The organism is Kribbella sp. NPDC049227 (genome assembly GCF_043197265.1).
Taxonomy (GTDB): Bacteria; Actinomycetota; Actinomycetes; order Propionibacteriales; family Kribbellaceae; genus Kribbella.
Genome location: NZ_JBICST010000003.1, coordinates 489275 through 502729, shown reverse-complemented (window position 1 = coordinate 502729; position 13455 = coordinate 489275). Strand labels below are relative to the sequence as shown.

Genomic DNA, 13455 nt, shown 5'->3' with positions numbered 1-13455 from the left:
CGGAGCGGCGGCCGGTCAGAGGTCTTCGTCGCGGCGGCGCCGCCAGCGGTCCTCCATACGCTCCATGAAACTTCCGGACGAGTCGTGTTTGGTCCGATGCCGCTTCGACGGCGGAGGCGGCGGCGGGATGTCGTCCGAGTCCCCCGCGTTGCTGATCCGTTTCATGCTGAGCGCCGCGATGTAGAGGCAGGCGACCATCATGACGAAGCCGATGACTCCGATGATGGTGTTGGGGATGATCGCGCCGGTCATCAAGACTGCGATGCCCAGCACGAATCCAACGCCGGCAAGCACTGCCCGGCGCTTGTAATACAAGCGCACATTGGTCCCTCGCATGGCGGAGACGAACTTCGGGTCTTCCGCAGCGAGGGCGCGTTCGAGCTGCTCGAACTGGCGCTGCTCTTCTTCCGAGAGGGGCACCGTCGATCCCTCCATGGTGAGCGCGATCTCGATAGGCCACCATCAGTCTAGGACGCGCGTGCCTCACACGAAACCCTGGCCGCCTGTCCAGCGCGTCACGGTCCGGAAACTCCCCGCCTCGACGGACGCTCCCGAGGCACGTCGCCACCAGCCGAAACCGTGTTCCAGCCTACGGTTGCCATCCCGTCACGTTCCGTCGCATTCGGGCGTTCCGGGCATCTGTGTGAGCGCCGACACGCCCGGGCGTCTGAGGCGGTAGGTCGTACCTCGTGGACGCCCCGTGCCGTCCGGGTGGTCAGCGGGTGGCGAGGATGTGGAGCTGAGTGGCGAGCGCCCGGAAGGCGGGGTGCTGGGAGGCGGCGCGCTCCAGCTCGGCCAAGGAGTCGGCGGCGCCCGGCTCGGAGTCGACGAAAGCGGACGGGACCAGGTCGGCGAACGTACGGACGCCGTGCACGGTGTGGACCATGAAGCCGGCGTCGGCCAGCTGCGCGATGATGCCGGCCTCGTCGAACCGCCGCGGCATCGGATCGTGCGCACCCCAGCGCCCGTCCGGGTCCTGCAGTGCGACCCGAGCCTCGGCCAGGTGACCGGCCAGGGCCCGCGCGAGGACGACAGCGTTGCGTTGGGCAACGAGCAAGCTCAGTACGCCGCCTTCGCGCAGTACCGAGGCCATTGCCTGCAGGGCTTGCACCGGATCGTCGACGACCTCGAGTACGCCGTGGCACAGGACGGCATCCGCGCTCGACTCGCCGGCCAGGCCGGGCAGCTCGGCCGCATCGCCTTGGACGCCACGGACCAGGTCGCTCACGCCTTCGTCCCGCGCCCGCCGCTCGAGCGACGCCAGTGCGTCGGGACTCGGGTCGACCACGGTCACCCGGTGACCTTCGACGGCCAGCGGTACGGCGAATCCGCCGGTGCCGCCACCGAGGTCGACGATGTCGAGCCCGGCACCCGGATCGGTCCGGGACCGCCCTGCCAGGGCAACCCGCAGAGCCTCGCCCACCAGCGCCGTCCGCAGCGAACGCCGCCGCCGATCGACCATCGTCATGACCCTCCTAGCAGTCCCCCAACCAACCACCCCACGTCCGCCACACCCTACTTCCCACCCCAGCACCTCCCCACCGTCCGGGTAGGCGTCGGGACAGAGGAGGCGGTCACGACCGCGCCGACCTGCCGAGGCGCCATCCGGGTGTGCGGGGCTGAGGAGGCGGAGACCCCTCGCCGACCTGCCGCGGCCCCGTCCGGGTAGGCGTGCGGGGGGCGCCGGGCGGAAGAGGCGGGCACCGCCGCGCCGGGCTGCTGCGGCGTCGTGCCGCGGGAGGTGCGGGGTTAGCCGGGTTGGTAGGTTTCGGGGTCTATTAGTTCGACGGGCTCGAAGCCGGCGCCGTTGCAGCGGTCGCAGGTGTAGCCGGCCAGGACACCGCCGCCGGCGCATTTGCTGCACAGGCCGTCGTCCCACGACTCGCCTTCCAGCGACTGATGCGGGCTCGGGTAATGGGTGTCGGCCAGATAGCACTCGACCCCGAGCACCGCATGGACGCGACCGCACAGGTCACGGCCGACACCTCTGCGTACCTGACTCAATGTCGTTTCTCTCCGAGTGACTGCTGTCGTGGGCTGTTGCTAGCTGGCCTGCATCCAGGACTGGGTGAGGACCGACTGAGGGTCTGTGGTGGCGGTGAACGTGGCGGTGCTGGACAGCCGCAGCGAGGACTCGACCAGACCGTAGAAGGTCTCCACTGCGCGGATCAGGTCATCGGCCTCGCGGGTCGTGACGGCTCGCTCCAGGCCGGCTTCGGCGGCAGCCCGCTGAGACGCACCGGCCGAGAAGAACGTAGCCCACTCGGCGAACTCTGGGGCGACCTCCGCCAACAGCACCCAGGCATTCCGCTGAATGCGGCGGCGAGCGCCGGAGCGCACCGGCCGGGCACGCACGGCCAGGACCGCCGCCGCGACCCGCAGAGCCGCGATATGAGCACTCGAGTAGCGGATCAGATGGTCGCTCGTGTCCAACGCCTCGGCCAGGGCGGCCCGGGCGCGGGACAACTCCCGGCTCGCCGCGCCGGCAGCCGCCGGAGACACCGGTGAAACGGTCATCGGTCTGTCACCCTTTCCAGTTGCCAGCGGCCGGAGTCCGGGTCGTGTGCGAGATCGAACAGCTCACGCCGACCGTGCCGGCCACACCCCGCCTCCACCCGGTACACCGCGCGCCGCGGTCCCCAGTCCGCATCCAGTACGCCGACCGCCGCGCCGTTCGCTGCGCCGCTCGTTGGGGCAGCACCGGCAAGGACAGGCGCTTCAGCCACGGCCGCAGCGGCCTCGGCGTGATGCCAGTCGGCCGCGCGATGGATCGGGGTCCCGATGATGCCGCGTTCCCACCAGGCGGCGGTCTCGGTCCAGTGAGCCTGGACGGAGCAGACACGCCACAGACGGCCGCGCCAGAGGAACTGCTCCGGGGTCTCGACGCCGTCCACGACACCCGAACGCACCTCGACGGCTTCGTCGAACTCCCACATGCTCCATCGCCTCCTGTGTACGAACTGCTGCTTCCCCTGGTCGACGGCCCGGTCGGAGGCCCGGCGGGTGGGCACGAGGTGGGGGTCGAGGTCCACCTCGGTGCCCGGCCCGCCGGAACCACCGGATCCCGATGCGGCCGCAACTCCGCACCGGAGCCGTCCAGCTGTCCGGGTCACCTCCGGCCGGCCTCCCGACGAAGCCGGGTCGGAGGTAATCGAACATCTGTTCGAACACTGGAAGCGTATCGCCGCCCGCCGACAATCGTCAACGGCCCGTAAGCCCGGCGCGCCGCCGCGCGACCGATCCGGCCGCCAGACTGGGTGCACCGGGGAGTTGACGAAGGGACGGACCGTGAAGAAGCGGGCAGCACTGGTCACCGCGGCGGCCGTTGCCGTCGTGGTCGCGGCAGTCGCGCTGCCGCTCTTCCAGCCGTGGCGGCTCTTCACCGACACGGTTGTCGACGAGGCGCTGCCTGGCGCTGTTCCGATCTCCACACAGACATCGTCGACGGCGCCACCGACAGTTTCCGTCGCACCGAAGCAGGTCCCACCCACGCCAGAGGTTCTGCTGACCGGGAAGCTGATCACGCACGAACACGAGACGTCCGGCACGGTCGCCGTACTCCGGCTGTCCGACGGCAGCCGGGTTCTGAGGATCGAGAACCTCGACACCTCGGACGGTCCGGACCTGAAGGTGTGGTTGAGCGATGCGAACGTCGTTCCTGGCCGGGCCGGATGGCACTTGTTCGACGACGGGCAGTACCGCAGTCTCGGCAGCCTGAAGGGCAACCACGGCAACCAGAACTACCCGGTCCCTGCCGGCGTGACGCTCGGCGACTTCCGCAGCGTGGCCATCTGGTGCGACCGGTTCAACGTGTCCTTCGGAGCAGCCGAACTGAAACCGGCGTGACCCGCGTCGAGGCGGCCGCATAAGGTGCCGAAGGTGAGTAGTCATCCCAATGTGCAGAAGGTGGCCGATGCCTTGAAGGCGGCCGGTGCCACCGGTGAGATCGTGATCCTGGACGAGGCGGTGCCGACGGCGGCGGCCGCTGCCGCCGAGCTCGGATGCGAGGTCGGCGCGATCGCGAACAGCCTGATCTTCGACGGCGACGGCGTACCGGTGCTGATCCTGACCTCGGGCGCGCACCGGGTCGACACCGCGAAGGTCGCCGCCGAGCTCGGCATCGGCAAGCTCCGCCGCGCCACCCCGGAGTTCGTCAAGGAGCACACCGGCCAGTCCATCGGCGGCGTCGCCCCGGTCGGCCACCCGCATCAGGTCCCGACCTACGTCGACGCCGCCCTCGAGCAGTACGACGTCGTCTGGGCCGCTGCCGGCATCCCCCACTCGGTCTTCCCGACGACGTACGCCGAACTCGTCACCATCGCCAACGGAACCCCGATCACCGTCAACTGAGGACGGTGGGGACCGCGGTCTCGACGAAGCGGCGGGTCAGAACGGCGCGGCGGTGGCGCCACCAGGGCGTCGCGCGGCGGCGGGAGCCGTAGCGCCCGCGGGTGATGTCCGCGACGACGGCCGCGGGTGCGCCCATGGACGGCAGGACGTCGAGGGCGGCCCGCTTGGTGATCAGCTCCCCCGTCGTCAGCGTGACGTGCGCGCGGGCGATGGTGAGCAGGCTGAGATCGACCCAGATGTCCATGTACCAGTTCGTCCACCGCCCCACGGCGGGCAGCCAGAACTCCCGCAGGTCACGGCGGATGAAGGAGAACAACTCCTCGTCACTGGTGGCCGGCAGCAACGACGACGGCGGCGGACCGAGGAGCGAGACGTTGCTCAAGGCAAGCTCTCGTCGCGTCACCGGCGTCACCGGCCGGTCGAAGTACCGCTCCTGGGCGAAGGTCGCATGGCGGATCGACGCGTCCGCCAGTTGGTCGGCGAGCAGGTAGGAGCAATGCAGCTTGGACGCCAGCGGAAACTCCGCGATCAGTCGCCGATGAACGTCCTCGACGGCGGCCGGCGGCGGTGACGACACGACCGCGACGACATCCAGATCGCTGCGGCCCAACTGGTAGTCGCCCAGGGCCAGCGAACCGTGCAGCCAGATCGCCTCGACCGCGGCCACCTGACACACCGACGCGACGAAGCCGTCCAGCAGTTGCTGGACGGCTTCGTCATGCACAACAGGCAATCTAGACGGCCGGCCTGATGTCCACGTCGGCGGCCCGGACGTAAGCCATCCGGTGGCCGAACCAGATCTGGTAGTAGCGGTCCTTGCCGAGCACCTGCACGTGGTCGGTCGGAGGCTGACCGGCGAAGGTGACGGCGCGGTAGTAGTCGGTCTCGATGTTGAGGTCACTGACCGGGTAGGCCTGGCCGGCACCGATCGAGTACTGCAGCGGCGTGACGGTCTGGTACGGAATACCCGCCGGGTACGCCGCCTGTTCGGGGTACGCACGCCCGTAGACCGGCACCGAGGCCTTGCCCGCCTTCGGCTTCACCACGAGACCCGGCTTGGCGAACGCGTCCGGAGCCGACGCCGGGCTCTTGAACCAGCCCAGTGCTCCCAGGTACCAGACGGCTACCCAGTCGCCCTGCCGCTGCGCGACGACGTACTGCGAACCGGCCGTGGCGCGGGCGCCGATGTCGGAGACCTGTGTGGTGCTGGCGGCCGCGCCCGGACGCAGTCCCACGTCCTTGACCAGCGGAGCGGCGTCGTCCGGCGACTGACGCAGGTACACGAAGTTGGTGCCCTGCGGGTCGCAGGTGGTCCCGGCGCCCGTGCAGTCGGTCACGACCTGGACGTTGTTCTCGAAGCCCGGCTTGATGGTGACGATCGATCCGGCCTTCACCGGGAAGATCTTGTGCCCGTAGATCGGGGCGCCGAGCAGGTCGAAGTAGTGCTCCCAGTCGAAGTACGGTCCCGGATCCCAGTGCATGCCGGCCACCGTGCTGGGAATCGTGCCCGGCACCTGGTCGTGGCCGATGATGTGGGCGCGGTCGAGCGGGATGTTGTTCTTGGCGGCGAGGTAGCGGACCAGCTTGGCCGAGTTGCGGTACATCGACTCGGTGAACCAGGTCGCGCCCTGGGGCGCGAAGCCCTCGTGCTCGATGCCGATGCTGTGCATGTTCACGTACCAGTTGCCCGCGTGCCAGGCGACGTCGTTCGCCTTGACGTGCTGCCAGGTGTGGCCGTCGGACGAGCGCATCGTGTACTGCCAGCTCACGTACGTCGGGTCCTGCACCAGGTTCAGCGTGGTCTGCCAGCTGCCCTCGGTGTCGTGGATGACGATGTAGTCGATCTTGCCGGTCTTCGGCCGGTTCGCCAGGTCGTGGTTGCCGTAGTCACCGGCCCCGGTGCCGTACTGGGAGTACGGTGCGGGCAGCCACTCGCACCCGAGCGTCGGAGGGCACTCGACGTCGCTGTTCGCGGGCTTCGTCCCCGCGGGCAGCGCCAGCTTGCCGACCTGAGCCTTGTCCGGAGTCACTGCGACCGGAGCCATCGTGATCTGCTGCCCGGTGTTCGTGGTCCGGGCCGCACCGCGGGCCATGATCGAGTAGACGTCGTCGGCGAAACCGGAGGCGGCCACGCGGTCGCCGGCCTCCGCGTACGACGCCACTGCGCCGTACCACTGGGCCGGAGAGGTGCTCGCACCGACCGGGAGGCCCAGAGTGCGCTGGTACGACGCCAGCAGCGCGGCGCCACCGTTGATGTTGGCAGTGGTGTCGTTCCTGAGGGCGGCCGGGTCCAGCCCGGTCAGCTCGGACGCCTTGTCGAGGGTCCGCAGCGACGCAGCGCTGGCGACCTTGCGTTTCCCGGACAGGTCGGCCACTTCGCTGGGGTCGACGGCGGTGAGGTGCATCGGGCCGTAACCGCCCGACGTGCTGGGGGCACCCAGATGGTCGTCCCACCGCGACTCGGCGTACGACACGGCGAGCAGGACCGACTCGGGTACGCCGTACTTCGCGGCGGCAGCGCTGAACGCTGAGGCCGCGGTGGCGGAGGCGGTCGCGGCGGATGGCCCTGGGGGCGCGGCGGCAGCGGGTGGGCCTCCGGTCGACACGCCGAGCGCGGTGATGGGCAGCGCTACCGCTGCCAGTGCGGCGAGAATCTTCGGACGACGAAGCATGTTGATCTCCTGAACCCGATGGCGGGGGATGCCGGTCACGCAGACTGGCAGCCTAGTCACTGTGAGTCGAGCCGGACCGGATGTCAACGGTTAACCAAAACTCACATCCGCAGGTTCGATACTGACGAAACATGCCGTCTCACGGGGTGGCGACCGAGCGTTACGGAGACCGACGATGGAAGCGTTGCCGTTGGCGTTCACGACGGGATGGGCCAGTGGCATCAACGCCTATGCCTGCGTGCTGATTCTCGGTCTGCTCGGCCGCTTCGCCGGCGCCGAGGACGTACCGACGGCCCTGACCACCACCCCGGTTCTGATCGCAGCGGGTGTCCTTTTCGCCTTCGAGTTCGTCGCCGACAAGATTCCGTACGTCGACTCGGCCTGGGACGCGATCTCGACCGTAATCCGGCCGACCATCGGCGTGATCATCGCCGCGTTGCTGTCCGGTGAGGCGAGCACCCTGCAGCAGGCCGTGATCGCGGCCACCGGTGGCCTCGTGGCGCTACTCTCACACGCTGTGAAGTCGAGTCTGCGGCTGGCGATCAACACCTCCCCCGAGCCGGTCACCAACATCGCCGCGTCGTCCGGTGAGGACGTCGCCGTCGCCAGTGTGGTGGCGCTGGCCGTGTTCCACCCGGAGGTCGCGCTGATCATCGCCGGCGTGCTGTTGCTGCTCGGCCTCTTCGGGGTGTACTTCGCGTTCCGGTTCATCCGGCGTGGCTTCGCGCGCTTCAAGGCGTGGCGGGAGAAACGGGGCACTCCGGTGACCGGGAGCAGTGCCGCCTGATGGCCCGCGTCGTAGTCGTCGGGGCTGGTCTGGCCGGCCTCGCCAGTGCAGTCCGGTTGGCCAAGCTCGGCCATGAGGTCACCGTGTGCGAACGCGACCAGCACCTGGGCGGCGTACTGGGTCGGGTCGAGGCGGACGGGTTCAGCTGGGACGCAGGAGCAGCCAGTACGACGCTCCCGGCGGCGCTGCGGGACCTCTTCCGCAAGAGCGGGCGCCCGATCGAGAGTCTGGTCCAACTCGAGCCGATCACCGAGCCGCGGCGGCACATGTTCGGCGACGGATCGGTGCTGGACCTGCCGATCAGTGACCGCGGTGCGCAGGAGGAGGCCTGGACCGACCTGGCCGACCAGAAGACCGCCAAGCAGTGGACCGCTCTGGTCGACGGCTACGGCGAGACCTGGCAGATCCTGCGTAAGACCTCACTCGAACCACCACTGCACGACAAGCTGTCGCTGAGTGCAGTCCGGTCGCTCAAGCCCTGGCAGTCGCTGGAGAAGGTGGCGAACCGCGAGCTGGGTGACGATCGGGCGCGTGCGGTGTTGCGGCACTTCGCAGCGCAAGGCGGATCAGACGCCAAGCTCACCCCCGGGTACGTCGGGGTGTGGTCCTACCTGGAGCGCACCTTCGGCCGCTGGACGATCACGGGCGGCTTCGGTGCGCTCGCGGACGCGCTGGCCCAGCGTGCGAGCGAGCGGAAGATCACCGTCCGCACGAGCGCCGAGGTGGTTGCGGTCTCCACGGCCGACGGCAGCGTGACCGGCGTACGACTGGCCGATGCGACTGAGCTGCCCGCCGACATCGTGGTCAGCGACATCGATCCGCGTCAGCTCTACACGGAGCTCCTGGACGACCCGGCGGCCAAGAAGGTCCGCAAGCAGGTGCTGGCGACCCACCAGGCCCAGGCGGCGTACGTCGTACATCTCGGGCTGCAGGAGCCCGTGCCGAGCCTGCCGTTCGAGACGGTGCTGCACGGTACGCCGACAGTCGTCGTCCGGACCGGCGGACAGGCACCGGCCGGCCACCAGGCGTGGTCTGTCCTGGTGCACGGCTACCCGACGGACGACGTACTCGACCTGCTCGTGGCCCGCGGGTTGCACATCCGGGACAAGGTGGTGTCGCGTCAGACGTCCCCGTCGTGGTGGGCCGGGGTGGCCTGGGAGGGGTACAAGACGGCCCGGCGCCGGGCGTCCAACGTCTCCCCCGTGAAGGGTCTGTACTGCGTCGGTGCGGGCGCTCACCCGGGCTCCGGTGTGCCCGCCACCACACTCGGCGCCGCCATCGTGGCGGACGCCATCGGCAAGGCCTGATACCGGGTGGGGTTCGGTAACCGGACCCACGTAGGATTGATCGTTCATGTGTTTCGTGTCGGGGCAGGAGCCCGGCAGTAGAGAGGACCTCGGTGGATCAATCCCCTACGTCGGCCGATCACGAGAACGTCGAGCGGGCCGAGCTGGCGGCGGAGCAGCACCACGTCGACCGGGTGTACGAGCGGGTCGCGGAGGCGGCTCGATCGGCGTCGCGCATCGCGGTCGAAGGGCACCAACGCGGACAGGCGCAGAACGTCGGCCGCGTCCGCGAGGAGGAGCAGACCGGTCTGTACGAGCGGGATGTGCTGGTCTTCGCCGCCGCCCGCCGGATCGCCGAACTGGACGCGGAACACGAGGGCCTGGTCTTCGGCCGGCTCGACTCCGACCACGGCGACGACGAGCCTGCCGCAGACACCGCGGCGGGTCTGGAGAAGCTGTACGTCGGCCGCCTCGGTGTCCGTGACGCCGAGTACGAGCCGCTGGTGATCGACTGGCGCGCGCCGGCCGCGGAGCCGTTCTACCGCGCCACCTCGACCGATCGGCTGAAGGTGGTCCGGCGGCGGGTACTGCGCAACAAGGGCGCCCGCATCGTCGGCCTCGAGGACGACCTGCTCGCCCCGGAGCGCGCTCCTGAGGACCTGCCGGTGATGGGCGAGGGCGCGCTGATGGCGTCGCTGTCACGCGCTCGCGGTCACACGATGCGCGACATCGTCGCCACCATCCAGGCCGAGCAGGACAAGGCGATCCGGGCGCCGGCTCGTGGCGTCACCGTGATCGGTGGCGGACCGGGCACCGGCAAGACCGTGGTCGCTCTGCACCGGGCGGCGTACCTGCTGTACAGCGACCGCCGGCGCTTCGAGCGGGGCGGCGTACTGGTCGTCGGGCCGTCGGCCGCGTTCATGGCCTACATCGAGCGCGTGCTGCCGAGCCTCGGTGAGAACACGGTCTCGCTGCGGGCGGTCGGCGAGCTGGTCGACGGCGTCAAGGCGACCGCGGTCGACGAGGCGGAGGTTGCCGCGATCAAGGGTTCGCTCCGGATGAGCGCGCTGCTGTCACGGGCTGCTCGCGACCGCGTCCCGACGGCGCCCACCACGCTGCGCGTCTTCCTCGGCGGCGCCACGATCGAGGTGGATGCCAACCAGCTGGACAACGTACGCCGGAACGCCCTGCGCCGTACGCCGCGCAACCGGGCGGGCACCGAAGCTCGGAAGGGTCTGGTCGGCGCGCTGTGGCAGCGGTTCCCGGAGGACCTTCGGACCGGCGTGTACGGCGACCGTGAGGCCTTCGGCGACCAGGTGACCGACACACCGGCGTTCCGGTCGTTCTTCAGCCAGTGGTGGCCGGTGCTGACGCCGGAGGCGGTACTGCGTTGGTTCGGGGACCCGCGGCGGTTGCAGCGGTGGGCCCGCAACGACCTGACGCCGGCTGAGGTCGACGCGCTCGCCAGAGCGATCCGCGGCACCGACGAGTTCACCATCGCCGACGTGGCGCTGCTGGACGAGCTGGACACGTTGCTGGGACGCGCTCCGGTCTCGGAGACGAAGGACGAGGAGTTCGACTGGCTGGAAGGCCTGTCGGACGGTGTCAACGAGGTGCTGACGACGTCGGAGCGGCGCGCCCGGGCAGCGGCGGCCAGAGACGCCGAGGAGCCGGAGGAGTACGCCCACGTGCTGGTGGACGAGGCACAGGACCTCTCCCCCATGCAGTGGCGGATGGTGACGCGGCGCGGGCCGCAGGCGAGCTGGACCATCGTCGGCGACCCGGCGCAGAGCTCGTGGCCGGACCCGGACGAGGCCCGTGCGGCGATGGACTCGATGTTGTCGCACCTGCAGCGGCACACGTTCCGGCTGTCGACCAACTACCGGAACTCGGCCGAGATCTACGCGTTCGCCGGTGAGGTGATCCGGCAGAGTCTCCCCGACGCCGATCTGCCCAACGCGGTCCGCAGTACCGGAGTGGAGCCGGAGCATCGGATCTTCGACGACGGCAAGGTCGTCGAGGCCACTGCCGACGCGGCAACCGAGCTGCTCCAGTTGGTGGAAGGCACGGTCGGCGTCATCGTCACGCCGAAGCTGCGACCTGCCGTCGACGCTGTGCTGGCCGACGTCGGCAATCCGCGGGTCGTTGCCGTCAGCCCCCTCGAGTCCAAGGGCCTCGAGTACGACGCTGTCGTCGTGGTCGAACCGGACCGCATCGTCAGCGACACTCTCGGCGGCGTCCGCGGTCTGTACGTGGTGCTGACCCGGGCCACGCAGCGATTGATTACCATCAACAGCACTACCCATTGGTTGCCCGCCCGCACCTCCTGAGAAGGAAGTAGGACGGGGTTTGACCAAGAACGCCATGCTGCGTGGCGCGGCTGTTGCCGTCGCCGTCGCATCGCTGACCGCATTGGTCGCCGGGCTGTCCGGCCCGGCGACCGCCGAGACCGAAGCGAAGTTGCAGTGGGGTGCATGCCCACCCGCGTCCGGCGTGTTCCCGCAGGTCGGCTGCGCCACACTGCAGGTGCCGCTGGACTACGCGAAACCGAACGGCAAGCAGATCGCCCTGACCATCTCCGGAGTGGGCGGACTCAGCTCTCCCCACTTCCTCCTGGTGAACCCGGGCGGTCCCGGTGCACCGGGCCTCGGCACGGAGCAGATGGTGAGCGCGATGCTGCCGGAGAAGGTCGCCGAGCAGTACGCCGTCTTCAGCTTCGATCCGCGCGGAGTCGGTGCGAGTACGCCGGTCGACTGCGGTGACGTGTCCAAGCTCGTCACCCACCCGGCACTCCCCTACCGGCCGGCGAACGCGACACAGGAAGAGCAGCGAGTCGCACAGGCCAAGAAGGTCGCCGCACAGTGTGGCAGCAAGGCGAAGGACCTGTTGCCCTACATCACCACCGAGAACGCCGCCCGGGACATCGACCGGATCCGGATCGCGCTCGGCAAGGACAAGATCGACTTCCTCGGCTACTCGTACGGCAGCAAGCTCGGTGCGACGTACGCGACCCTGTTCCCTGAGCACACCGGCCGGATGATCCTGGACAGCGTCGTCGATCCGCTGGTCAGCACCTACAAGACGGCGTACGAGCAGGACCCGGCGCTCGAGCAGCGCACCCAGCAACTGTTCGCCTGGATCGCGGCGCACAGCAGCGAGTACCACCTCGGTACGACGCCGAAGGCAGTGGAGGCCGTCTGGCAGCAGCTCCGGGCCGACCTCGCCAAGAAGCCCGCGGGTGGGCGGGCCGGCGCGTCGGAGCTCGACGACTTGCTTGCCTCCAGCCTCTACACCCAGGATTCCTGGCCGAGCCTGGCCGACGCGGTCGTTGCCTACCGCAAGGGTGATCCCAGCGGCGTACTGAGCGCGACCGACCAGCTCGCGACCCAGGCGGTGGACACGGGTCAGCTCGCCTACAACTGCATGGATCCCGGCTGGCCGCGGGACTGGAGCCGCTGGCGCCAGGACACCGAACTGGCCGACCATCTGTCGCCGCGGTTCGCCTGGCTGAACACCTGGTACGGCGCACCCTGCGCGTTCTGGCCTGTCGCGCCGGCCAAGCAGGTCCGGATCGGATCGCCGAAGGTGCCGCCGATCCTGCTCCTGCAGGGCCGCTACGACGCGGCGACCCCGGTGATCGGCGCACGCCGGATGCGCGCCGTACTGCCCGGCTCCAGGCTGCTGATCGACAACGGCGGCAACCACGCGTCGTACCTGTTCACGAAGAACCCGTGTGTCGACGACAAGGCGGAGAAGTACCTGCTCACCGGTGAGCTTCCGGCCGACGGCACCTGCCCGGCCAGCGATCCGCCGGAGAGCTAGCCGCGAGGTACGACGTACGACACGAGATCGGCCTCGTTCGCGGACAGGTCTGACCATCGGCAGGTCAGGTGGAGGATGGTCAGGCCCGACGTCGGGTATTTCTTGGTGAGTTCGACCCGCTCCGGGCTGGTGCCGTCGAGAGCGAGTTCGTCGGCGAGCCACGGGATGCCCGGCGCGTGGCCGATCATGATCGCGGTGCGGATCTCGGACGGTACTTCGTGGATGACATCGAGGAGCTCGTCGGTGTCGGCGTTGTAGATGCGCCGGTCGTACCAGATGTCGGTGGTGGTCGCCCCGCCCTCGGCGGCGTACTGCCAGGTCTCCCGGGTGCGCTCCGACGGCGAGCACAGGACCAGTCCGGCTTCGATGCCTTGGGCAACTAGATGCCGGCCGGCCGCGCGGGCGTCGGCGCGGCCGCGGTCGGACAGCGGACGCTGCAGGTCCGGCATGGTCTCGGGCGGTACCGCCTTGGCGTGCCGGAGCAGAACGAGGGTGCGGTCGATCAACAGATCCGACGGGTCAGCCATCGCCACAGGAT

At 69.4% G+C, this 13455-nt stretch carries 14 protein-coding genes; 6 read left to right on the top strand and 8 right to left on the bottom strand.

The genetic code is table 11. The annotated features are described in order from the left end of the window. Positions 1-15: 15 nt before the first annotated feature. From ACGFH6_RS14685 to ACGFH6_RS14665, 5 genes are all read right to left on the bottom strand, one after another. On the bottom strand, positions 16-435 hold the full coding sequence (locus tag ACGFH6_RS14685) for a DUF3040 domain-containing protein (RefSeq protein ID WP_238163791.1): 420 nt from the start codon (positions 433-435) through the stop codon (positions 16-18). Between the two features lie 280 nt (positions 436-715). Beyond that, complete coding sequence (locus ACGFH6_RS14680; protein WP_393383826.1) at positions 716-1468, bottom strand: class I SAM-dependent methyltransferase; 753 nt, start codon at positions 1466-1468, stop codon at positions 716-718. Between the two features lie 281 nt (positions 1469-1749). Continuing rightward, positions 1750-1950: a hypothetical protein gene (locus ACGFH6_RS14675; protein WP_393383824.1), complete on the bottom strand. Its 201-nt coding sequence runs from the start codon at positions 1948-1950 to the stop codon at positions 1750-1752. Between the two features lie 93 nt (positions 1951-2043). Continuing rightward, positions 2044-2517: an SAV_6107 family HEPN domain-containing protein gene (locus ACGFH6_RS14670; RefSeq protein WP_131351369.1), complete on the bottom strand. Its 474-nt coding sequence runs from the start codon at positions 2515-2517 to the stop codon at positions 2044-2046. Further along, positions 2514-2936 (bottom strand): DUF6504 family protein, encoded by a 423-nt coding sequence (locus ACGFH6_RS14665; protein ID WP_393383822.1) that lies wholly within the window; start codon positions 2934-2936, stop codon positions 2514-2516. The genes ACGFH6_RS14670 and ACGFH6_RS14665 overlap by 4 nt, the downstream gene beginning before the upstream one ends. A gap of 352 nt (positions 2937-3288) precedes the next feature. On the opposite strand from ACGFH6_RS14665, the gene ACGFH6_RS14660 reads away from it, so the two are divergent. Beyond that, positions 3289-3846, top strand: a complete 558-nt coding sequence (locus ACGFH6_RS14660) for a DM13 domain-containing protein (protein WP_393383820.1) — start codon at positions 3289-3291, stop codon at positions 3844-3846. Positions 3847-3879: 33 nt separating this feature from the next. Then, complete coding sequence (locus ACGFH6_RS14655; protein ID WP_393383818.1) at positions 3880-4350, top strand: YbaK/EbsC family protein; 471 nt, start codon at positions 3880-3882, stop codon at positions 4348-4350. On the opposite strand, the gene ACGFH6_RS14650 is transcribed toward ACGFH6_RS14655, so the two are convergent. Together ACGFH6_RS14650 and ACGFH6_RS14645 are read right to left on the bottom strand one after the other, a co-directional pair. Further along, positions 4343-5074 carry a nucleotidyltransferase domain-containing protein gene (locus ACGFH6_RS14650; RefSeq protein ID WP_393383816.1) on the bottom strand — a complete coding sequence of 244 codons (732 nt, stop codon included), beginning with the start codon at positions 5072-5074 and terminating at the stop codon, positions 4343-4345. The two genes, ACGFH6_RS14655 and ACGFH6_RS14650, sit on opposite strands and share 8 nt — an antisense overlap. 10 nt (positions 5075-5084) lie before the next feature. Then, positions 5085-7022 carry an N-acetylmuramoyl-L-alanine amidase gene (locus tag ACGFH6_RS14645; RefSeq protein ID WP_393383814.1) on the bottom strand — a complete coding sequence of 646 codons (1938 nt, stop codon included), beginning with the start codon at positions 7020-7022 and terminating at the stop codon, positions 5085-5087. A 175-nt stretch (positions 7023-7197) separates the two neighbouring features. On the opposite strand from ACGFH6_RS14645, the gene ACGFH6_RS14640 reads away from it, so the two are divergent. The 4 genes from ACGFH6_RS14640 to ACGFH6_RS14625 all read left to right on the top strand — a co-directional run bounded on the left by ACGFH6_RS14640 (position 7198) and on the right by ACGFH6_RS14625 (position 12917). Next, a complete protein-coding gene (locus ACGFH6_RS14640) occupies positions 7198-7809 on the top strand; it encodes a DUF4126 domain-containing protein (protein ID WP_393383812.1) in 612 nt (203 codons plus the stop codon). After that, complete coding sequence (locus ACGFH6_RS14635; RefSeq protein ID WP_393383810.1) at positions 7809-9116, top strand: phytoene desaturase family protein; 1308 nt, start codon at positions 7809-7811, stop codon at positions 9114-9116. Before ACGFH6_RS14640 ends, ACGFH6_RS14635 begins: the two co-directional genes overlap by 1 nt. Before the next feature lie 92 nt (positions 9117-9208). Continuing rightward, positions 9209-11425, top strand: a complete 2217-nt coding sequence (locus tag ACGFH6_RS14630; protein WP_393383808.1) for a HelD family protein — start codon at positions 9209-9211, stop codon at positions 11423-11425. Between the two features lie 19 nt (positions 11426-11444). Further along, positions 11445-12917 carry an alpha/beta hydrolase gene (locus tag ACGFH6_RS14625; protein ID WP_393383806.1) on the top strand — a complete coding sequence of 491 codons (1473 nt, stop codon included), beginning with the start codon at positions 11445-11447 and terminating at the stop codon, positions 12915-12917. On the opposite strand, the gene ACGFH6_RS14620 is transcribed toward ACGFH6_RS14625, so the two are convergent. Next, positions 12914-13444 carry a SixA phosphatase family protein gene (locus ACGFH6_RS14620; protein ID WP_393383804.1) on the bottom strand — a complete coding sequence of 177 codons (531 nt, stop codon included), beginning with the start codon at positions 13442-13444 and terminating at the stop codon, positions 12914-12916. The genes ACGFH6_RS14625 and ACGFH6_RS14620 overlap by 4 nt on opposite strands. Between the last annotated feature and the right edge of the window lie 11 nt (positions 13445-13455).